Annotated in this window: 23 protein-coding genes; 2 read left to right on the forward strand and 21 right to left on the reverse strand. The window is 41.8% G+C overall.

The window, feature by feature from the left end; all coding sequences use genetic code 11:
* Window positions 1–8 precede the first annotated feature (8 nt).
* From ENLAB_RS05835 to ENLAB_RS05845, 3 genes are all read right to left on the reverse strand, one after another.
* Entirely contained in the window at window positions 9–842 is an 834-nt protein-coding gene (locus tag ENLAB_RS05835; protein WP_081117855.1) for a carbohydrate ABC transporter permease, read from the reverse strand.
* Between the two features lie 11 nt (window positions 843–853).
* Window positions 854–1,729 carry a carbohydrate ABC transporter permease gene (locus ENLAB_RS05840; RefSeq protein WP_016612866.1) on the reverse strand — a complete coding sequence of 292 codons (876 nt, stop codon included), beginning with the start codon at window positions 1,727–1,729 and terminating at the stop codon, window positions 854–856.
* Between the two features lie 159 nt (window positions 1,730–1,888).
* Window positions 1,889–3,130, reverse strand: a complete 1,242-nt coding sequence (locus tag ENLAB_RS05845; RefSeq protein WP_086337881.1) for an extracellular solute-binding protein — start codon at window positions 3,128–3,130, stop codon at window positions 1,889–1,891.
* A gap of 246 nt (window positions 3,131–3,376) precedes the next feature.
* Between ENLAB_RS05845 and ENLAB_RS05850 the strand changes: the two genes are divergently transcribed.
* Complete coding sequence (locus ENLAB_RS05850) at window positions 3,377–4,285, forward strand: ArsR/SmtB family transcription factor (protein WP_008380365.1); 909 nt, start codon at window positions 3,377–3,379, stop codon at window positions 4,283–4,285.
* A 77-nt stretch (window positions 4,286–4,362) separates the two neighbouring features.
* On the opposite strand, the gene ENLAB_RS05855 is transcribed toward ENLAB_RS05850, so the two are convergent.
* The 6 genes from ENLAB_RS05855 to ENLAB_RS05880 form a co-directional block, all read right to left on the reverse strand.
* Window positions 4,363–5,391 carry a Gfo/Idh/MocA family protein gene (locus ENLAB_RS05855; RefSeq protein WP_010749991.1) on the reverse strand — a complete coding sequence of 343 codons (1,029 nt, stop codon included), beginning with the start codon at window positions 5,389–5,391 and terminating at the stop codon, window positions 4,363–4,365.
* A 24-nt stretch (window positions 5,392–5,415) separates the two neighbouring features.
* The gene (locus tag ENLAB_RS05860; RefSeq protein WP_081119273.1) at window positions 5,416–6,384 is read right to left on the reverse strand and encodes a sugar phosphate isomerase/epimerase family protein; all 969 of its coding nucleotides are present in this window, start codon (window positions 6,382–6,384) and stop codon (window positions 5,416–5,418) included.
* Window positions 6,381–7,100, reverse strand: a complete 720-nt coding sequence (locus ENLAB_RS05865) for a ThuA domain-containing protein (protein ID WP_167826892.1) — start codon at window positions 7,098–7,100, stop codon at window positions 6,381–6,383. The genes ENLAB_RS05860 and ENLAB_RS05865 overlap by 4 nt, the downstream gene beginning before the upstream one ends.
* Window positions 7,097–7,849, reverse strand: coding sequence for a sugar phosphate isomerase/epimerase family protein (locus tag ENLAB_RS05870; RefSeq protein ID WP_200125539.1), 753 nt, complete (start codon window positions 7,847–7,849; stop codon window positions 7,097–7,099). Before ENLAB_RS05870 ends, ENLAB_RS05865 begins: the two co-directional genes overlap by 4 nt.
* 30 nt (window positions 7,850–7,879) lie before the next feature.
* Entirely contained in the window at window positions 7,880–8,953 is a 1,074-nt protein-coding gene (locus ENLAB_RS05875) for a Gfo/Idh/MocA family protein (RefSeq protein WP_244353091.1), read from the reverse strand.
* A gap of 235 nt (window positions 8,954–9,188) precedes the next feature.
* Entirely contained in the window at window positions 9,189–10,055 is an 867-nt protein-coding gene (locus ENLAB_RS05880) for an AraC family transcriptional regulator (RefSeq protein WP_077452146.1), read from the reverse strand.
* A gap of 132 nt (window positions 10,056–10,187) precedes the next feature.
* Here ENLAB_RS05880 and ENLAB_RS05885 point away from each other — a divergent pair, with 132 nt between their 5' ends.
* Entirely contained in the window at window positions 10,188–10,976 is a 789-nt protein-coding gene (locus ENLAB_RS05885; RefSeq protein ID WP_244353092.1) for a PHP domain-containing protein, read from the forward strand.
* A 113-nt stretch (window positions 10,977–11,089) separates the two neighbouring features.
* On the opposite strand, the gene ENLAB_RS05890 is transcribed toward ENLAB_RS05885, so the two are convergent.
* The 12 genes from ENLAB_RS05890 to pfkB form a co-directional block, all read right to left on the reverse strand.
* Window positions 11,090–11,740: an HAD family hydrolase gene (locus tag ENLAB_RS05890; RefSeq protein ID WP_081119277.1), complete on the reverse strand. Its 651-nt coding sequence runs from the start codon at window positions 11,738–11,740 to the stop codon at window positions 11,090–11,092.
* Window positions 11,737–12,417, reverse strand: a complete 681-nt coding sequence (locus ENLAB_RS05895; RefSeq protein ID WP_081119278.1) for a fructose-6-phosphate aldolase — start codon at window positions 12,415–12,417, stop codon at window positions 11,737–11,739. Before ENLAB_RS05895 ends, ENLAB_RS05890 begins: the two co-directional genes overlap by 4 nt.
* A 42-nt stretch (window positions 12,418–12,459) precedes the next feature.
* Window positions 12,460–12,816, reverse strand: coding sequence for a PTS glucitol/sorbitol transporter subunit IIA (locus ENLAB_RS05900; protein WP_142425049.1), 357 nt, complete (start codon window positions 12,814–12,816; stop codon window positions 12,460–12,462).
* A 22-nt stretch (window positions 12,817–12,838) separates the two neighbouring features.
* The gene (gene srlE, locus ENLAB_RS05905) at window positions 12,839–13,837 is read right to left on the reverse strand and encodes a PTS glucitol/sorbitol transporter subunit IIB (protein ID WP_244353093.1); all 999 of its coding nucleotides are present in this window, start codon (window positions 13,835–13,837) and stop codon (window positions 12,839–12,841) included.
* A 12-nt stretch (window positions 13,838–13,849) separates the two neighbouring features.
* A complete protein-coding gene (srlA, locus tag ENLAB_RS05910; protein ID WP_074934132.1) occupies window positions 13,850–14,404 on the reverse strand; it encodes a PTS glucitol/sorbitol transporter subunit IIC in 555 nt (184 codons plus the stop codon).
* A complete protein-coding gene (locus tag ENLAB_RS05915; protein WP_074934131.1) occupies window positions 14,404–14,889 on the reverse strand; it encodes a transcriptional regulator GutM in 486 nt (161 codons plus the stop codon). The genes srlA and ENLAB_RS05915 overlap by 1 nt, the downstream gene beginning before the upstream one ends.
* Window positions 14,886–16,748: a BglG family transcription antiterminator gene (locus tag ENLAB_RS05920; RefSeq protein WP_244353094.1), complete on the reverse strand. Its 1,863-nt coding sequence runs from the start codon at window positions 16,746–16,748 to the stop codon at window positions 14,886–14,888. The genes ENLAB_RS05915 and ENLAB_RS05920 overlap by 4 nt, the downstream gene beginning before the upstream one ends.
* Before the next feature lie 15 nt (window positions 16,749–16,763).
* Window positions 16,764–17,564, reverse strand: coding sequence for an SDR family oxidoreductase (locus ENLAB_RS05925; protein WP_081119282.1), 801 nt, complete (start codon window positions 17,562–17,564; stop codon window positions 16,764–16,766).
* Between the two features lie 568 nt (window positions 17,565–18,132).
* The gene (gene lacD / locus ENLAB_RS05930) at window positions 18,133–19,110 is read right to left on the reverse strand and encodes a tagatose-bisphosphate aldolase (protein ID WP_244353095.1); all 978 of its coding nucleotides are present in this window, start codon (window positions 19,108–19,110) and stop codon (window positions 18,133–18,135) included.
* Between the two features lie 4 nt (window positions 19,111–19,114).
* Window positions 19,115–19,564: a PTS sugar transporter subunit IIA gene (locus ENLAB_RS05935; protein ID WP_195266162.1), complete on the reverse strand. Its 450-nt coding sequence runs from the start codon at window positions 19,562–19,564 to the stop codon at window positions 19,115–19,117.
* Window positions 19,561–20,967 (reverse strand): PTS fructose transporter subunit IIC, encoded by a 1,407-nt coding sequence (locus ENLAB_RS05940; RefSeq protein ID WP_244353096.1) that lies wholly within the window; start codon window positions 20,965–20,967, stop codon window positions 19,561–19,563. Before ENLAB_RS05940 ends, ENLAB_RS05935 begins: the two co-directional genes overlap by 4 nt.
* Window positions 20,964–21,902: a 1-phosphofructokinase gene (gene pfkB, locus ENLAB_RS05945; RefSeq protein ID WP_081119286.1), complete on the reverse strand. Its 939-nt coding sequence runs from the start codon at window positions 21,900–21,902 to the stop codon at window positions 20,964–20,966. The genes ENLAB_RS05940 and pfkB overlap by 4 nt, the downstream gene beginning before the upstream one ends.
* Window positions 21,903–21,914: the final 12 nt, after the last annotated feature.

Consider the following 21,914-nt stretch of genomic DNA (forward strand, 5'->3'; position numbering starts at 1 on the left):
AAAACAAATTATTTTATGCCACTTTGCAACGACATTGACGCCATAAAACTCTTTTGCGCCACCAAATACAATAAAAAGGTAGGGATCAAAGCCAAGATTGCTCCAGCAGTTCCAATTCCCGGATAGGTCATGTATTGCCCTTGTAGCAATTGCAGCCCCGGTGTAATCGGCAATTTATCAATATCGTTTATCACGATCGATGGCCACAAGAAGTCATTCCATGAGCCAGTAAAACTAAATAACGCAACCACCGTCAATACAGGTTTGATCAACGGTAAAATGATATGATAAAAGATTTGAAACTCGTTGGCCCCATCGATCACAGCCGATTCATCCAATTCTTTAGGAATCCCTAAAATGAACTGCCGAACGAGGAAAATGTTATAAACACCTGCAGCCCCAGGAACGATGACAGCTAGAAATGTATTGGTCCAACCTAACGTATCAACGATTTTGAAATTCGGGATCAAATTAACCACCCCCGGAAACATCATCGTTCCTAACAATAGGGCAAAAATCAAATCTCTCCCCTTAAAGGTGAGTCGTGTATAGCCATAGGCTGCAAACGAGACGATCACCATAACCAACAGCGTATGTGAAGTTGAAATAATCATTGAATTCACAAACCAACGGAACACAGGAGAAGAATCATTGCCTTGTAACAAGCCCAAAAAGTTAGCCAGTGTCCAATCTTGCGGAATCAAACTGAACCCAACCTTTTGAATCTCTGCCTCCGATTTAAACGAGGTAAAAATTGCCCATATCAAAGGAAAGATCCAAATCACACAGACGATCGCTAGCAAAATAAAGGCAATTCTTTTCCCTAGTTTGTTTTCTCGCATCTTCTTCCCTCCTATCTTTCCATTTTTTTGATGACCATAAATTGCACAATCGAAACTGCCATGATTACAAAACCTAGTAAAATAGCCATCGCTGAAGAAATTCCTGCAACCGAGGTACTACTACCAAAAGCATTTTCTTGGATGTACATCATCAACACGCGAGTAGAATTGTTGGGGCCGCCACCCGTCAACATTAGTGGCTGACCATAAATATTAAACTGAGCGATGGTCGTCATGACCGTGGTAAAAACAAGCTGGTTGCGAATACTCGGCAAAGAAATACGGAAAAATTTCGTGATACTATTTGCACCATCTAATTCTGCTGCTTCTAACTGCTCTTTGGAGACGCCATTTAATGCAGCAACATAAATAATTAGATTCCCACCTAATGTCCACCAAATCGTCACGATCAAAATAGCGATCCATGCCCATGGTTGCGTGCCTACAAAATTGATGTCGATACCGAATACTTCTTTGATTGGCCCAAAAGATTTGCTCAAAAGGAACCCCCAAATAATCATGACGGCAGAGATTGCAAACAGTGTTGGCAGATAGAGAATCGATTGAAAAAAACGCATCATTTTTGGTTTAGCAGACAATGCAACCGCTAGCAACAAGGGAATCACAATACATAATGGAACGGAGATTGCCGCAAAAAACAGCGTATTTTTCATTCCATTAAAAAATTGCGTATGATACAACGAGTCTTGATCAAACAAAATCGTTTGAAAATTATCAAATCCGACAAAAATCGGTGTACTGAACAGATCCCATTCAGTAAAAGAAACATAGATCCCAATCACTGCAGGAACTAAAAAGAATAAAAGAAAAAGGAGCATATGCGGACCAATAAAAACGATCGGCCAGCCATTTAACCTTTTTTTCATCAATACCCATCCTTCCTTGTATTTCTAGTGCAGCTCTCAACAAGAAACGACTGTGACAGCCCTTTAAACCTCCCCATCAGAATTCCTACCTTATCAAAAAATGGACTGAATTCTTTTTATGGTCGCTCTTCCTTCTGCCACAGCCTCCAAGTGAGAAGATTATTTCATCTTTTCTTCTACAACTTTTTGGATCTCACCAAAAGTCGTTTGAATATCTGCTTTTCCTGTGATCATGTCCCATGAACGATTATCATATTCACCAAAGATATACGATAAGCCATCAACTGCGTTAACAGAAATTGCCGCTTGTCCTTTTTCTGTCTTCAATAAGAAGGATTGTGGCATCTCAACATATTCTTCATTGTCTAGCATTGCTAAGGAAGTAGGATTTGCACCTGATTTGACCCACTCTAATTGGTTTGCTTGTAACCAAGTCAGAAAGTCGACCATGCCACTTTTCTTTTCATCGGAACGTTCCTCGTTCGTTTTGAACATCGCAAACTGATCGACGCCTGAACCCTGAATGATATGTTCCGCATTCCATTGAGGAGTAAATGTTTGACCCCAAGTGAAGTCACTGATTTCTTCCATATTACTTAGCATCCATGTTCCTTCTGGAAGAAAAATCAGCTGCTGGTTTGCAAAAAGTTTATTTGCATCTTCACCATCTGGGACCATGTAGCCGGCATCGTATAGATCCTTAAACTCTTGAACGGCATTGTAAGAAAACTCATTATCGATATTGATGTTTCCTTGTGCATCTTGCCATTCCCCACCCATTTGTTGGTAGAGATTCGAATAATTCTGCATGCCCCATGTATAGCCAAAACTATAGATACCATCTGCTTTTGCTTTTTCCCCAGCTTGTCTGATTTCTTCGTACGTCACTACGCCATCATCCAACGCTCCTGGAACATATTTATCCACCAAATCTTGGTTGTAATACATCACCCACGAACCCATGGTTGCCGGAATCCCATATTGACTATCATCCACTACACCAGTGTCCCAAGCAGCTTCTACGTAGTTTTCCCGTGCCAATTCTGTCCCATCGATCATGTCATCCCAAGTTTCAAGCATGTCTTGGTGTTTATACGTAGGCAAAGCTTCTGAGGCGATCAAAGCCAAATCAGGGACACCTTTCCCCGATTTCCCCGCAGTCGTCAACTTTGAAGTAAAGGTGTCACCTTGCATGCTTACTAGCTTCACTTTAAAGTCTGGGTCTGTTTCATTGTATTGATCAATTGTTTTTTTGATTTTTTCACCGTCCGGTCCTGTCGTCGAAGACCAAAGCAAAATTTCTGAATTATTACTTGAGCTACCACTTCCGCCACAAGCAGCTAACAACACTGTACATAATAAGCTTGTCCCTACTAAAACAATTGATTTACTTACTTTCATTTTTTACACTCCTTTTAATTTAACTAAAAATTAAAATGACATCCAGTTATCAATAAACATAATCGTTAGACTATCGTCGAATAATGTTTACACCGTAAAGTTACTATAAATATAAAGCGCTGTCAACATTATTTTAACAAGGTTTATCTAAAAAAATCATCATTTTACTATTTTGTAAATTCACAAGGTTGTGTTATAATTAAACCATCTTTTCATTAAACATTTTAGTATAACGAGGTGATCGCTATGGAATTGGATCTAACAAACGCATCTTTACCGATCTACGAAGCACTGGCAAATGAAACTCGCTTAGCGATTTTAAGAGAATTAGGCGATAAGAAGAAAAGCATCAGTGAAATTGGACAAAAATTAGCAATCAGCAATGCTTTGATGACCAAACATATCCGTAAACTCGAAGAAGCTCAGTTGATCAAAACAGAAAAAGGATCGGGGCAAGACTGGAAGAAAAAATACTTATCTCTAAAAACTGATTTCATCAATATCAATTTCCCAGCAAAAGTGTTTCCAGAAATGAATCTAACCTCCCAATCCGTGAAAATTGGCCACTTCACCGATTTTAAAGCTGAGCCTTCTTGTGGAATGGCGACCAAAGACCGCTTGATTGGCGCCTTAGATGATCCAAAATCTTTTCTGGATCAAGAACGTGTTGATGCAAGTATCATCTGGCTAAATAACGGTTTTTTAGAATACAAAATCCCAAATCCTTTGAAAAATGGCGAAAAAATCGAATTACTGGAAATCAGTATGGAGATCGCTTCAGAGTTCCCAATTTCGAATAACTATTGGCCCAGTGATCTTTCCTTTTACTTAAACAATCACTGCATCGGTAGCTACACCGTACCAGGAAACTTTTCGGATGTCAGAGGTTCTCTGACTCCGCAATGGTGGATCGATGAGTTCAGTCAATATGGATTACTTAAGCATTTGCGCATCAATCGCTATGATACTTCCCTTGATGGAGAAAAATTAACAGATCACAACCTGAATGAAATCGACTTAGACCACAGTGACTTTTTCACCTTTAAAATTGCTGCACCTGCAACTGCCGAAAACGCTGGTGGTCTGACCATTTTCGGCGATCGATGGGGAAATTATCCTCAAGATTTATTGTTCAATTTTTACGTATCGGAATGACTGTTGTCGTTTCATTACACAAAAAAGCACGTAGCGAAGAGAGACCACTCCCTCAGCTAGTGCTTTTTTCTATTCTCTTACGCTGTGGCAAAAATGCGTTCGATCAACTGCATCACTGCTCGGACTTCTTCGTTTTTAACGATAGGTTCGGCACCGTTGCGTACAACGTTGTAAAAATTCTTGTAGAAAGGTTCAAAATCCGCTTCGGCTTTCGGGAAAGGAATTTCTTTGGCTGCCAATTCCGATGGGGGTGCCATCGTTTTCGTCAAGCCGACGCCTGCTTGGACTGGTTTTGGTGCTGCCACATCTTCGCGACCTGTTGCTTGCACCATTTCCCCATTTAAATCCCAATCGGTGATGGTGGCTGTTCCTTCTGTTCCTTTGATGTACCAGCGAGGCAATTGCGTGTAATTGGAGGTTCCAACTTCCACGATTGCTTTGACCCCATTTTCAAAAGTAATCAAAGCGAAGAACCCATCATCGACTTCTTCCCCCAACACAAAGCTAAGATCCGCTTTGACGTCTTTCACTGGGCTGTCGATCAGCCATAGCATTTGATCCAACAAGTGAACGCCCCAGTCTAAAAGCATTCCCCCACCTTGTTTTTTCACATGGCGCCAGTCTCCTGGGATGCCGTTTGCCCCTTGGACCCGTGATTCTAATTGGAACAAATCACCGATCTGTCCATTACGGTACAGTTCGCGTACAAGTAGAAAATCAGGATCCCAACGGCGGTTTTGGTGAACCATAAAGGTATTGCCAGTTTCTTGGGCAACCGCCACGATCTCATCTAGTTCCGCAGTATTCAGCGCAACAGGCTTCTCGCAAACAACATGTTTGCCTGCTTTCAACGCAGCGATCGATAACTCTTTGTGCAAGTCATTAGGTGTGGCGATCAGTACTGCTTCGATCGTCTCATCGGCTAAGACTTCATCATAGCTTTTAAAGATCTTATGGCCTTTTTCTTGGGAGATCGCTTGACGTTCTTCATTGATATCGTAAGTTCCTACGATGTGGATTCGTTCGTTTTCATTTGGTAAGATATTGTGGACATGGTACGCACCCATGCCGCCATATCCGATTACTGCAAAATTGATTGCACTCATGTCTGACACTCCTCGGTTTTCTTCTTATGCCCACCACATGGATGAAGCTTCTTCACGGATCATAATCGTCTTCAAGTTACTGATGGCACGAGTCAGTCCTTCATCAATGGACATGATTGGATCTTCATGTTCAATACTCAAGACATAATCATACCCATAAATTCTAAGCGCAGAAATAATATCTGACCAGACTTGTAAGCTGTGGCCGCAACCGACTGAACGGAAGGTCCAAGCTCGGGTTTTGACATTGCTATATGGCTGCATGTCCGTCAAGCCATGCATGTTGATATTGTCTTGGTCCAAATACGTATCTTTGGCATGGAAGTGATGGATCGCATCGGCTTCCCCTAAGATTTTGACCGCTGCCACTGGGTCGATCCCTTGCCACCATAAATGACTTGGATCCAAGTTACAGCCGATGGCTTTCCCCGCAGCATCCCGCAGTTTCAACATCGTATAAGGGGTATGTGCCAAAAAGCCACCATGAAGTTCGATCCCAATTTTAACACCAGCCGCTTCCGCTTCCGTGTTGATGTCTTTCCAATAAGGAATCAATTTTTGTTCCCATTGATAATTATAATTGTCATCGTATTCCGTTGGCCACGGCAATACTGGCCAGTTGACTTGCGTATCTGTTTCATTTCCGCCTGAAACGCCTGAAAATCCATTCACAACAGGTACATTCATTAAGCTGGCTAATTTGATGGTTTTGCGCAAAAGTTGATCGGCTTCTTTCGCTTCTGCTTTTAGTGGAGAGATTGGGTTGTTGTGGCAGCTCAAAGCTGAGATTTCCAATCCTTTATCAGCTAATTTCGCTAAGTATTCTTTTCGCTCTGCTTCACTTGCTAGTAAACGGTCAATGTCTAAGTGGGCATTGCCGGGAGAACCACCGGTACCGATCTCAACGGTTTGGAGCCCTTTTTTCGCTACTTCATCGATCATTTCTTCAAAGCTAAGTTGATTGAATAATGGGGTAAAAACACCTAATTTCATTTTCTTTCCTCCTCAATTGCTTGAAAATGCCCATATGTTGGGTAACGATTTTCTGTTGGTGCACACCAGCGAGCCGCATTTTGGATCACTTTTTGCACTTTGGGATTGTAATAGCTTGGGAATGTCTCATGACCAGGCTGGAAATAGAAAATCTTGCCATTCCCACGGCGGAATGTACAGCCGCTGCGGAAAACTTCACCCCCAGGGAACCAGCTGACAAAGATCAATTCATCCGGCGCTGGAATATCAAAGTGCTCGCCATACATTTCCTCTTGCTCTAGTTCGATCCATTCGCCGACTCCTTCAACGATTGGGTGGCTTGGATTAACATTCCAGATCCGCGCATGCTGATCGTCTACCCGCCATTTCAAATCGCACGACGTTCCCATCAACGTTTTAAAGATTTTCGAAAAGTGACCAGAATGCAAGACGATCAGTCCCATTCCTTCCCATACACGCTGCTGCACACGAGCAACGATAGCATCATCGACTTCTTCATGCGCCATATGGCCCCACCAAACCAACACATCCGTGTCAGCCAATACTTGCTCCGTCAACCCGTGTTCTGGTTCATCAAGGGTCGCCGTTCGCACTTGGAAATCATCCTCTGCTAAAAACTTGGCAATTTGACCATGGATTCCTTCTGGATACATTTTTTGGACGGTCTCATTTGTTTTTTCATGACGAAACTCGTTCCATACCGTAACATGGATCATTGGTAGACCTCCTCTACGATGTTTTTTAATTGCAGATAATCAATCCCGCTGGCTTCTAAAGGAGCGAATTTTTGAAACGCTTCCTGCTCGACGATCAGCCATGGTAGTTCTAATGCTTTAGCTGCTTCTACATACGACTTGATTGGTAAAATCCCATTGCCGATCTCGGTGCTTTCCTGCGGCTGCTCTTGCATATCTTTGATATGAACCAAACCGACCTTCGTTTCGCGTTCCTTTAGCCAAGGTAAAACAGCCACGTTTGCAAAGGCTAACCAGTAAAGGTCGGCTTCCAAACGCAGTTGCGGATTGTCTTTGATCAGTTCATCGATCATGGATTCTCCAGCAATTTCAGTAAATTCATGGGCATGATTATGGTAGTAACAAGTCAGCCCTTCTGCCTGCAATTTTTGGGTGATCTGGGTCAGCTCCGCAGCAAAGGCTTGCCATTTTTCCAAAGAATCAAAGCTGGCATACGGAATCACGATCCGTTGATTGCCAATCGTTTTTTCAAAAGCGACGGTTTCTTCAAAACGATCTTGCAATGCTTCAAACGGGATATGGGAAGCCGCGACCGCCAAATCCAACTGCTCCAGCATTTCTTTGATCTGAACAGCACTGTGTCCATGATAACCGGCAAATTCAACACCGTCATAGCCGTTTTGTTTTACTGTTTTCAACGCTTCAAAAAGATCTGTCTTGCAGTCCTCTTGAATACTCCAAAGCTGTAAAGCGATTTTCGGTTTTGTCATTTATGCTCGCTCCTTTTCTTCCAGCAGTTCTTATAGGTAGACTGGCTCACCGGTTTGCGATGATTTGTAGATCGCTTCTAAAATCTCCGTCACGACCATTGCTTCTTCAGGTTTGACCACTGGTTCGGTATCGTTGATGATCGCATGGATCCACGATTGTGCTTCTAAAATTTCTGGCGTCTCCCCGTTTCCTTCATAAAAATCAACGCCGCCTGTTTCAAGTTCGATATTTTTTTCATACAGCAAGCTGTGGTCTTCCCCATTGATGGTCAAACCGTTGTTCATATCCGCACCGGCTTTGCTACCAATCAGTGTCGTTTTGGCTTCTTTCACGTCCAAACTGTTGAGTGCCCAGCTGGCTTCTAAGAAAATCGTTGCGCCATCTTCCATGACCACAAAACCAAAGGCCGAATCTTCTACTGAGAATTTCTCTGGGTCCCAAGGGCCCCAAGCATTTGCGGCATTTTTGGTTTGTGACAACTCATGATACGCTTTTCCGACAACAAATTTTGGTTTGTAATTGTTCATCATCCATAAGGTCAGATCCAATGCGTGGGTACCGATATCGATCAAAGGACCGCCGCCTTGCGCCTCTTCATCAAGGAAAACACCCCAAGTTGGCACAGCCCGACGACGGATCGCATGAGCTTTCCCAAAATAAATGTTTCCTAATTGTCCTTCGGCGCACACTTCATGAAGATAACGAGAATCTTTTCTAAAACGGTTTTGGTAGCCGATCGTGAGTTTTTTTCCTGTTCGGTTGGCTGCTTCGATCATTGCTTTGGCTTCTGCCGCTGTCTTTGCCATTGGTTTTTCACACATGACATGACAATCCGCTTCTAGTGCGGCAATCGTCAACTCAGCATGTGAGGCGTTTGGTGTACACACATGGATCACATCTAGATCAGCTTGTGCCAACATTTCTTGATAATCGCTGAATACTTGGGCATCTTCGGTCCCAAATGCTGATTTCGCTTCAACTGCACGTTCAACCAGCAGATCACAAAAGGCAACCATTTCTACTTCTTCTACTTGAGACAAGGCAGGCATGTGCTTGCCGTTTGCGATCCCACCGCACCCAATGATTCCAACTTTAACTGTCATATCTTTCCTCCTGAAAACGCTTATTATTTTCTACCCCCTCATTATAGCGAAACATCGAAAGCAGTTCTTCCCAGTTTCCATTGAAAAAATTCCCGAAAATTATCTTATGAAACTTTAACAAAAAGAACCACTCCACAATTTATACAAAACGCTTAAAAAAACACTATTGAGAAAAAATAGTGCCAAATTGACAAAAAAAAACAGTCGACAAGCAAAGGCTCATCGGCTGTTTCTATCAATTTTGATTCAGTTGTTTCTGGTACTGCAACGGTGATTGACCAACGGCTTCCTTAAAGACATGGTGAAATGTTTTGACACTGGCAAAACCTGCTTTTTCAGCGACTTCTGCCATGGGAATCTTTTCATTGGCCAAGATAAATTTGGCTTGATTGATGCGGTATTCCGTCAAAAACTGCATGAAGGTCTTGCCAGTATTGGTTTTAAAGAAACGCGTGAAATAATGGGGACTAAACCCTACATGTCTTGCGGTGTCCTCCATCGTCAAGACTTCTTGGTAATGAGATTCGATGTACTCAAAGACATCATTCAGGCGCTGCAAGGTTTCTTTGTATTGTGCGGCCGTTCGTTTTAGCGGATTGACGGCTTGTTTGCGCTTTGGCAAACCTTGATAGCACTCCCCAATCAACTGGTAAAGCAGCCCGAGAGTCAAATAACGCTTCCCAACAACATTTTCTTCTTCCAACTGATACAACTCGATCAAGAGACCTGTTATTTTTTCCGTAAAACTCGCTGGCCAATTTTTGCTGTGGGGCTCCCCTTCTTCAAAGAGTGTCATCAAGGATACTTCATTTTCTCGCAGCAGCGGCTCTTCAAAAAGCTGCATATCAAATTGATAGACATAGCGTTCACTCTCAGGCGATGCTAGAAAATAGTGGGGTTGCCCGCTGGAAAAAAGATACAGATCCCCTTCCTCCAACTCAATGATCGTATCGTCAACACCAATATTGACCGTGCCGCGCTTAGCGTAAATGATCTCGATTTCTTTATGGACATGGGGATAAACGATGGTCAACCCATCATTTAGAAACGTTCGAAAACGAAATTCACTTTCAAATTCAGGAATTTCAAGATACATACTCATGGCTGACCGACTCCTTCGCTCTATTCTTATTTATTATAATCGAAAAATTGCCCAAGAGAAAACCTTTTCTCAGCCAATCATAGTTTCTTCTGCTTTTTTGTGGTATCGTATTCAAGAAAAGGAGTCTTGTTTATGAATTATTATGATCAACATCTGCATACATTTTTGTCTTTTGATTCAGATGAACAGTTTGAGAATTATCTAGCTTACCAACCTGCCTACTTCGTTGCGACAGATCATTTCGATTTGAAGAACCCCTATTCGGGATTCCGTGATGATATTCCTGACTATGAATTACTAGTAAATACCCACCAGAAGCTGCAAGAGACCACAGCGACGAAACTCTTAAAAGGCATCGAGATTGGTGTCGTGCCTGGTCAAGAACAAGAAATCTTGCGCTATCTTGAAAGCCATCCCTATGACTTGAAATTGATCAGTATCCATCAAAACGGTACCTTTGATTATATGGACGATGCCGTGTTGAACAAGGACAAATTTGCAGTCGCCAAACAATACTTTGACCAAATGGCCCACGTGTTGGACTCGTTTTCTGACGGGCATATCGTGACCCACTTTGATTATGGCTTGCGTCGTTTCCAATTTACAGCTGAGGAATTGGCCGCCCATTTTGAAACAGAGTTAACGACGATCTTCAAAAAAATCGTTGCCCGTGACTTAGCGATGGAAATCAACGCTAAGAGCTTTGGCCCCTATCAAAATGCCCACCTTTATCAATATGCAATCCCGCTGTATCAAAGTGTCGGTGGTAAATTGTTCACCCTCGGCTCTGATGCCCATAAAGCCAGTGACTATCGGTTAGATTTTGCAGCGATGAGCGATCTGTTGCGTTCCTTTGGTGTCAATCAATTAGCGGTCTTTCAAGGTAGAGAACGGTTTATGGCGGATCTGCCGACAGAATAAGCTTATTCTTTGACTATCATGCAAAAAAATTAAAAATGACCAGCCAAGGAAAGGAGGATTCCAGCTTCATTAGCAGTTATCCTTTCCTAGGTTGGTCATTTTAGTTGTGCGTATTATTTGATGGTTTTCAATTCTTGCACATTCAGGTCACGAAAATCAATAATCGTTTGATCCGCTGGCAGACCTTGCACAGGGAATGCTGGATTCGCAAAGCCAATACAGTACATACCCGCAGCTTTAGCAGCTTTACAGCCATTGATCGTATCTTCAATGACGATACATTGCTGAGGGTTCGCGCTCAACAACGACGCTGCTTTCAAGAATACGTCAGGAAAAGGCTTCGAGCGTGCTACCTCTTCACTACTGACGATCTCTGTAAAATAGTTTCGCAACTGCAATTGATCCAGGTTCTCCTCAATCTCTTTTTTGGGAGAAGAGGAAGCAACACCAAGCTGAAAGTTCGCTTCTGCTAACTGCCGAATCAATGTTTGCACATGAGGAATCGGTTTGACGCCATCACGTGTGATCAACGCTTTTCTTCTGTGATTCATTTCTTCAATGTACGCTGAAACAGATTTTTGTAACTGTAATTCTTCCTTCATTTTTTCCCACATAAATTCTGCAGTGGTCCCCATGAACTGATAGTGATACGACTCATCTACAAGGTGCCCTTCACTATGAAGCATCGCTGTTTTTGATTCTAAAAACGTATACTCAGAATCTACGATAACCCCATCCATATCAAAAATTACCGTTGTCGTCATTGGCATAACCCCTGAATCGATGGCGACTTAAACGTCTCGACCCAGTCATTGTGAAAGTCCGTTACTGCTTTTTGAATGGAAGGCATGGCTAATCCTTGTCGATAGATGTCTGGATCAGCAGTGAGCGCATGTGCCCCTGCACGAATCGCGCGATTCATTTGCGCAGTGTTCTTAAAGCTTGCGGCAAGGATCTTACTTTGTGCTTGAGTGGTACGAATCGCTTGTGCCAATGATTCAATGACTGTTGGTGCATCAACATTAATATTTTCCATACGGTTATAGTATGGCGCCAAATAATCGACTCCAGCACCAATCGCTAAGAACCCCTGCAATTCGGTATAAATGGCTGTAGCTGTTAAGTTGAATTCACGCTCTTTTAAGCGTTTGATGGCTTCTAACCCATTTTCATTGATAGGAATTTTGATATAGACTTCTTTTCCCAGCTTATTGATAATCGTTTCTGCATCTAGGATCATCTCATCGACGGTTTCCCCAACCACTTGAACATGTAAGGATGCTTCTCCGATTCGTTCTTTCACTGCTTGCAAATGAGTAAAAAAGTCGATGTTCCCCGCAGCTTTCAAAATCGTGGGGTTCGAGGTTACTCCTGCCAGCGGGAGTACCTTTTGATAGTGGGTGATTTCCTCAAGATTTACTGTATCCAAAAAGAATTCCATTGCTTACACTCCTTCAATCTTACGTTTTACTAGACAGTTTCCTTACTTAATGCTGATTTTCGTTCCTTTTTCAATCACAGGGATCGTTTTTGCTTCTACATAAAGTGTGCCTGGTAATTCAGAGGTCGAACTGCCGTCAAATTTAATCGTGATGTGTCCTAATTCTTGTAAATTTCTTGATACCACATCGCCTACCGAGGTAATTTGATAGCTTTGATCATCGATCCATAATTTTTGTTCAGATGTAATCGTGCCATTCATTGGCTGTACTTCAATATTGTAACAATAGTCAGCTAACGCTGTCGGTGCGTCTTTGCCAAAAAGAATGATCATATTTTCTTCGCGAAATAATTCCGCCTCCACACCGATTGAAAGAACTGTCGTAGTAAAAACTGCCATTTCTGCTTCCTCCTATACTGATTTAACTATAAAGCCCAAAACTTGCAAGCCATGCTACGAAGACTCGTGGTACACCATTTAAGAAACGAGAATAAAGAACAGAAGGTACCCCAACCTCAACCGTTTCCGCTTCTGCCTCTTCTAATCCTAACCCAACTGGAATAAAATCACAGGCATTTTGAGTATTGATCGCAAATAATGCAGGTAGAGCAAGTTGAGGTGGAATCGTTCCTTTGCCGATCTCGACCCCAATCAGTGTCCCGATCACTTGACTGATCACTGCCCCTGGTCCAAGTAACGGGGAGAGAAATGGCAAGGAACAAATAAAGCCGATGATCATCAATCCCCAAATATTGCCAGCTAATGGCGCCATCACATTCGCAAAGAAATTTCCAACGCCTGACCCTTGAATGATCCCAATCAACAGGGAAACAAATGCCATGAAGGGAATGACGGTATTGATCATCGTCTGAACCCCGTCTCGTGCAGATTGGTTAAAGGTAGCAACGACTTTCCCCGCGCCCATCCCGATCTTGGCAATAAAATTTTGCTGCTCGGCTTTTTGCTCCGTGATTTTTTTCGAAGTATCGTAGGTGAATTCCCGCTTAGGAGCTGTTGCTTCATTGGTGACGGTGATTGCTTCTTGCTCTTCACTTAATGAAATTTGGTCGACCCCAACCGCCGAAACATAGATCTGTTCATTGATATATTGTGCTAATGGCCCACTTTTCCCCGTCGCGACGACATTGATCGTCGGAATCCCTTTTTTGGGATAAATACCGCAACGTAGCGTGCCACCACAGTCAATGATCGCTAATGCAATTTCATCATCGGGAATCGATGTTTTAAAGCCATTGACTGCTTCCATTCCCGTTAATTCAACAATTTTATCAATGATTGCAGGTCGCTCACCACCACCGGTAATGTAAATAAATTTATGTCTTTCTTCTGTCGGCGTGATCACTAAGGGACCGCCATAACCGCCACTGCCTTTGACTACTCGTATACTTTTGTACGTCATCTTGATTCCTCCTTATTCTGCCGCTAGTTTGACTGTTTTACTCAAAGTGATGCCTTGCTGCTTACACACGTAAGCAGTCGTAAAGTCGGTGACCCAACCGCCAATAAAGTTCATGATCATACCGACCAATAGATAACGAATCGCCAGCTCCATCGAGTTTAAGCCTAATGTTGTGATTCCTTGGGCAATACCCAACCATACAAAGAGTTCTCCAGGATTGATATGAGGAAATACCCCATTACTGGTGTGACAAAATTGCGCTTGTGAGGCATAATAGCTAGGCTTATAGTATTCAGGTAAAAAGCGAGCCATAGTAAACGACATTGGGTTTCCTAACATAAAGGCAGATAGGAAAGGTAAAAGCAAATAGCGAGTGAAAGGATTTTTTGAAGATAAACGTGCCACTTTGGTCACGCGTTCTTCTCCTAAGAAAGCAATCAACGTATTCATGGCGACCATCAGCATTAGCACCACTGGAACGATACCTGTCATCCATGAGATAAAGGTCTCTGCTCCGGTTTGAAAAAGGCTCATAAAACCTTCAGCAAATTTTGTAATATACTCCATTATTTTGCACTCCTTTTTTCTTTCATATATATTTTTTCTTTCCATGTTTGTATTTGTATTTTCAACAGTGTTACAGGCGACACTCCCTGACTTTCGGTATAGTTCCCGGCTTCTGTGCGCAAATAGATTTCTCTGGCATTTTCCATCGCTTGAATCGTCAACTTGTTTTCTTTCTGCACTTTGGGATGGTACTTATCGATATAATGAATATCTTCTCCTAGATAGACCGGCAGCTCTTTAAACTTCGCCAACACGGTTACCCCTTGCATCTTTCTGGCATCAAGAATGATTCCTGCTGGATCGACCGCAAGTAAAACGATCGTTCCTGCTTTTATTTTTCCAGCTCTGCGTCCAATCGCTACCTTGCCTTTTTTGCGCAGTTGCTGATAGTTTTGATTAAAGTGTTTGATCTGTTTCAACCCAAAAAGAATTTGTAACAAATAGGCGCCTAAGGCAAAAATACCAAATAGATAAACAAAACTCATATAATCAACTCCTTCTGATAAAGCCATTCTTTCAATGCCAATAGATTTTCTTGGGCACTGATTTCTTCTCTGAAATCCGCATTGCCAGCAATCGCAAATAATTCATTATAAATGCGCAACAAGTCTTGTTCGTTTTCCCCTGTCAATTCACTTGGAATACCTAACAAAAAAATCAGTTTGATATTCCCCTCAGGAGTAACCAATTTCCTTTTGAACACACCTATCGACAGAACGATTTTATCTGTTTGATCATTGATCGCATGGGGAAAGCCAATCTCAGAATCAAAAATCGTGGCATGTTTTTCCTCTCTTTGTCTGATTCGTTCCAAAAAGCACTCATCTACTATATGCTCCTTTGTTAATTCGGCGATCATTGACTCGACATTCTTTTGATAGGTCAAGTCAGGATCTAAGTGGTTAAAGTGTAAGAGGATCGACTGCTTCCCTACTGACTGCAAGCGTTCGGCTTTTTCCCACTCATTGCGCAACCAATGATCGTCAAATAAGTTGGTCAATTTAATGATTGGACTTTTCACTTGCTCTAAATGTTTTAATGGGATCGTCGTAAAAATGGCGAAGTAATCGGTCAGATTTTCCTGATGATAGGCTTCCTCTGATAAATGGGTGATGCGAATATCATTGCCTAAGACTCGTTCCAATTGACGACGAATGATCATCGCCGTACCTCTGCCACTGTGACAAACTACAGCAATTTGTTTTTTGGCTGGTTCGTTTTGTTGGCTTTTCAAAGCAAGTTCAAAATAAAGTGCTAGATAACTGATTTCGACTGTGGGTATGGTTCGACCAACCACTTCTTCAATCTCTTGTAGACCGACTTTGGCTAATTCATAGGCAAAGGGATATTGTCGCTCGATTTCGCCGTAAAACAAATCGCTTAATTTTGCTTGGACCACGATTCGGTTGATCATATACTTTAAGTGTTCTTTCATTTCTAAAAACAACACTTTCTCATTGATATCCAAAACGAGCGTGCGATGGATTCGCTTTAGCATCGCTTTAAAGTACTGTTCGACTGCTGTCGGGACAACCGTACGCTCAATTAAGGAATTTGCAGATAAATTTAACGGGAACCAGAGAAAGTCTTGTTCTGTTTGACTTAAAGTCACTCGGTATTTGGTCTCTAGATGATAGATCAACTGCTCGATTTGTTCTTCTTCTTTGATGAAATTTGTATAACAATTCGGTATCGTCTCTAAATAATTTCCTTCAATGATCCTTTTCATGGAAATAGAAATCACTTTATACAGTAAACGACCATAATACTGCGGAATCCCTGAGAGAGAAATGATTTTTTGGATCATTGCTCGTGTATCATTTTCTAAATAATTTTCATAAAAATAATCTTGTACATAATAGATATAAAGCAAACGCAGATTAAATTCACTTCCTTTAATCTGAATCCCTCTATTTGGCGTTCCAACTACTTCTGTATCAAAAGGCTTGAGTAGCTTTTTTAGCATCCGAAAATCATTATAGACAGTACTCCTACTGATCCCTAGCGCTTCAGACAGATCGTCAATTAAAATAAATGACTTTTCCTCGATCAATTGTTTTAGGATAAATGCCACCCGTTTACTTGCTGAGTTAAAATCGGTTTCTTTTTTTAACTTTCCAGCCAAAATGAGTTCAAATTCTTCAGCATCTTCTACCTCAATCGAATAGCTCTTTTTCCTTTGCACGATTTTCGCAATACCAATTAGTTCTTCATTAAGCAGATCAATACTACTCTTTACTGTTTTTGAACTACTGCTCAACTTTTTCTGTAAATCAATGATTGAAATATCCTTATGAGTTATTAACAAGTCTAAGATTTGATACCATCGATTTACGAATGCCATTTTATCCCCCTATTTCTATCCCCTAGTTTTTCCTCCCGCTACATTTGTTGTCACTCCTGTAATATAACTGGATCGGTCAGACAGGTAATAGCAGACCAAGTCAGCTACTTCTGTCAATTTGCCACTCCGACCTAGAGGAATTGTACTCGTTTTTGTGTATCCTTCTCGCAGTTTTTTAACTGTCGTCCCTCTTGTGTAAGCCAATGCCTCCTCATAGGCAGGCGTTCTCAAACCTGTTTCTTCCATGATACCGGGTGCAATCCCCACCACTCGAACATTTGATTTTCCTAATTCTTTTGCCCATGATCTTGTATAGCTATTGAGTGCCGCTTTGGTAGCAGCATATGCACTTTGCCCTTCAGATCCTTCAAGCCCTGATTCTGATGACATATTGATGATGACTCCAGATTTTTTATTGACCAATTCTCGGGCTACTGTTTGCGTCATTAGGAAAACGCCCTTTTGATTGATTGCACTCATCTTGTCAAAAATAGGATCTGATAATTCATATTTCCCATGAGGGTCTTTCTTATCTACTAAAAGACGTGGAATATTGATCCCTGCATTGTTCACTAAACCATCGACAGTTCCAAACCGCTCAATGACCTTTTCTACACCTGACTCCACCTCTTCCCTTATTGAAATATCCGTTTCAACAAACAACAAATTGTCATGTTGTTGCGTAGCTTCTGTAAGGTCAAAGTTTGCCACATTCACCCCTTGCTCTAATAAACTTTCAACAATCCTCTTTCCGATTCCTGAAGAACCCCCTGTTACGATCACGGTTTTTCCAGCTATATTTAACCAGTCTTTCATACGTTCCCTCCTACAATTTGATTACGCTTTCAGTATAAGCGTTGACCAATAATAATTAAGACAGGATTTTTTCAAAGATCTGGAAAAAAAGTGTACGAATTCACTGAATAATCTTCAGACCGTTTGCCTTATAAAACAATGCAATTTTATTTTGCAGCCGAAAGAATCATGTTGAAGCGAGTTCTATTCTATCCTATCTTCTCCTTAGATGGAGTCATCCGCTCTTTTTTTTAAAGGACGGTTTGTGAAGACGACTTAATTAATTGCTCTCGATTTTTCCACAACAAAGCCACTCCAATAACAAGCAGTCAAAGAAAGAAAAACTCCTACCTTTTTCTTCCACAAAAAAAGCTTAGGAAAATTCCCTAAGCTAATTGAAACGATTGAAATTAGAGTGTATTAAAAGGCGGAGATTGGTTAGTACGCTCCTTAAGAATGACCCAAATCGTTGACTTTTTCAAATAAAGACTTCGGCGAAAGTCAATCTCAGATATCCGTTTAACCGTCTGGAAGCCAGCATATGTTGACACCTTATTTCCCCTAGTTCAGATATTCCCATTGAAAGAAATCATTCAGTTGTTGCCTGACAAGAAGAAGCTGTTTCCATTAGCACTTCATTCAATGTTTCGATGTTTTTTCTACCGTCTGTTTGCATCCATTGTCTTGCAGCAGCTTCTCCTTCAGTGGCAAATACCTTAACACCATCTGCCCAAGTTGCTCGCCCGCATAATACACCATTGAAGGTTGAACCAGCTGCTTTGGCAAAGCGGAGAGTTTCTTGAAAAAGCTCCGCACCGACGCCCCCGCTAAGAAAAATAAATGGACAAGCAGCCATCTGGCTTTGTTCTTTAAAGAATGCTGCAGCCTCTTTTTGTGTATAGACAACCTCATTCCCGAACCCTTCAACAAACTTCATATTGACAGGAACTTCTACTTTCAAAACAGCCACGTTATAGCGCGGCTCTGCAAAAACCTTCATCATTTGATTGACTTTATGTGGTTTGACCGTTGCGTATTCTTTCGATGTGTTATCCGAAATGGTCGCATCATAGGAGACTAGCTCTAAGAAAAAGGGCAGCCCTTCCGCCAGACATTCAGAACCGATTCGTTCTATATAAGCTTTCTTTTGATCGTTGATCGCATCGCTTTCGTCTAAATCATAGTAGAGTAAAAACTTACAGGCATCTGCTCCTGCCTCTTTGAGTTTCTTGACTGACCAATAATTTAACGAGTCTGGGAGTCTCCCTAGCGTCGTTGCGTCATACCCCGTTTTTTCATAAGCCATCAAAAGACCAGTTTGCTGAGCGCGTTGTTTTGCTGCCGGAAGTCCGTATTCTGGATCTAATAAAATAGCCGATGCATAGGGTGTTAGTTCTTCAGAGACGATGGTTTTAAATTGCTCGATCGCTGCATCCGGCACTTCTTTTTTATATTGACTTAGCATCCTCTTTAATGCGCCTCTTTGATCGATCGCTAATGCACTGATGATTCCTTTTGAATTACAAAGTTTTGTTACTGCTATCGGTTGCTTCATTGTCGTAGTCATTTTTTCAATTCCCTTCTAGATACTGATTCATTACTTGTAGTAAAGCTGTTTTAGAAGTAGTTGCTTGGATCGCTTTTTTAAAATCTTCTTTCATCAACATCCTTGCCACTTGAGATAAAATCGTAAGGTGGGTACTCCCAGCTTCATTCTCTGGTATAAACATAGCGATGATCGTATGGATTTTTTGTCCGTCTAAACTGTCCCAATCGATTGCTTCTCTAAGTTTGATTACACTAATAAATGGTCGTCTAATAACGCTGCTCTTCGCATGAGGAATGGCAAAACCATCCATCATGCCTGTAGAGCCTTGTTCTTCTCGAAGGATAAATGCTGCTTCCACTTCTGAAGCATCCGTAGCATCGTCTTGTCTCCGACTTTCTTTTGCTAGAAATGATAGAGCTTCTGCTTTATTTTTTAAGAGGGAATCGACAAAAATATATTCTTCCGTAATCATGCTTTCACGTCCATTCTCTGTTTGGCAAATTTTCTTTTTTGAACCAATCCTAGCAACAAACCACCTGAGATTGATCCTGCCAAAATCGCACTTACCCATAAAAGACCATGAGTAACAACGGGTAATACCAGAAAGCCACCATGAGGTGCAGGCACTTGCACTTTGAAGAGATAGGTCAGTACAGCAGCAATCGAAGAACCAAGCATCATGATCGGTAACACCCTCAGCGGGTCTTTCGCCGCAAAAGGAATCGCTCCTTCTGTAATATGTGTTGAGCCTAAGATAAAATTGACTAATCCAGCATTTTTTTCATTTGCATCAAAATACTTCCCAAAGAATAAAACGGCAAAACCTGTGATCAATGGTGGGGCAATGCACGCTGCCGAAACTCCTGCCATGAAACTAGTATTTCCTTGTGCCAATAAAGCAGTACCTGTTACATAAGCTGCTTTATTGATTGGTCCTCCCATATCGAATGCACACATACAGCCAACAATAATTCCTAATACAAAGGGACTAGAGTTTTCGAAACCAGCTAAGAAGGACATCATTGCTTCGTTGATCGTTGCCATTGGCCCTGACACAAAGTCCATAATCAATCCTGTAATCAAGACTCCTAAAACGGGATAAAGAAAAATTGCTTTCAAACCATCTAATGATTTAGGTAAAAGAACCAATGCCTTCATCAGCCCTAGCACGACATATCCGGCTAAGAAACCTGAAACGATCCCACCTAAAAAGCCAGTGCCGCCGTCTGCCGCGATCAAGCCCCCAACAAACCCAACCACTAGTCCTGGTCGTTTCGCGATACTCTCCGCAATAAATGCTGATAGGATCGGGACCATCATACTCATAGCAAAACCACCGATTCCATTGAGTCGCGCAGCAAATTCGTTGTACTGAGCGTTAGTTGGATCAGCCGAATAAATCCCCCAAAGAAATGAAATAGCAATCAAGACTCCCCCACTGACCACAAACGGTAACATATGGGAGACATCATTCATTAAGTTTTTGTAGATCGTATGTCCAATCCCGCTGACGGCTACTTCTTCTTTATTGGTCGGAACAGATTGCTTCGGCTGTTTGATTTTCCCTGCACCCTCTAAGGCATCAGCGATCAATTGATCCGCATTGCGAATGCCTGAAGCTACCGGGACATCAATGATTTTTTTGCCTGCAAAACGTTCGGCTTGAACATCTTTATCAGCCGCGATAATGACTGCGTCGGCAGCTTCGATCTCTTCAGCAGTCAACGCATTTTCAATCCCAATCTGTCCATGAGTCTCTACTTTGATCGAAATGCCTCGCTTCTTAGCGGCTTGCTCTAATGCTTCTTGTGCCATATACGTATGCGCGATCCCCGTCGGACATCCCGTCGCAGCTACTATCTGAAATTTTGTCATTTATGGACTTCCTTTCTATGAACATGTATTTGCGCTTCCAATTCAGGGATATCTAAAAAGTCAGTCAATCCCTTTTTAAAAGCAGTTGAACTTCCCGCAGCAATACTTCTTTTCAATGTATGAAAAACCTCCTCCTTGCGAACCATCCCAGCAATAAAGGTCCCTAATAAGCTATCTCCCGCACAGGCTGTATTTACCACTTTGCCTTTTGGGGCATTAGCGATCAGACAAGTTGCTTCATTTAAAAAAATCCCCCCCTCACTTCCTAAAGACAGCAACACATTTTGCGCTCCTTCTGCAATTAACATTTGACCGTATTTCTGATAATCTTCGGGTGCGATCGTGGCGACATCAAACAGTGTCGCTAACTCCTCTTCATTTGGTTTGATTAAGTAAGGACGATACTGCAAACATTCCCGAACTTCCTTATAACTACTATCAATAATCAGCTTGACTTCTCGTTCCTGACAGATTTTACTGATCTCAATCAAAACCGTCGGCTGAACACCTTTTGGCAAACTCCCAGAAACACAGAGAAAATCACCTGGAACAAGAGTCTTGATTTTTGCTAACAATCGTTCCACATTTTCTGGACTGATCGCTGGTCCTTGATTGACCAATTTATATTCTTTGTTTTCTTCGTTGACTTGTGTAAAGACATTGATCCTGGTCATTCCATTAACCGCTACAAAATCGTTCTTGATGTGCTTTTCGCTTAAAAAATCTTCAATATATTTTCCTGTAAAGCCACCGCTAAATCCTAAAGCAGTGCTGGGAATACCTAGCATTTTCAAAATAAGAGAAACGTTCACCCCTTTGCCATTGGCTTGGATCTCATCATCTAGTGTACGATTGACAACTTGAGGCAAAAGCTGTTCTGTTTCAATAAATAAGTCAATCGCTAAATTCATCGTGCATGTGTAAATCGTTCCCATAATTGTTCCTCC

Origin of the sequence: Enterococcus innesii (assembly GCF_022846515.1) — a bacterium.
GTDB classification, from domain to species: domain Bacteria; phylum Bacillota; class Bacilli; order Lactobacillales; family Enterococcaceae; genus Enterococcus_D; species Enterococcus_D innesii.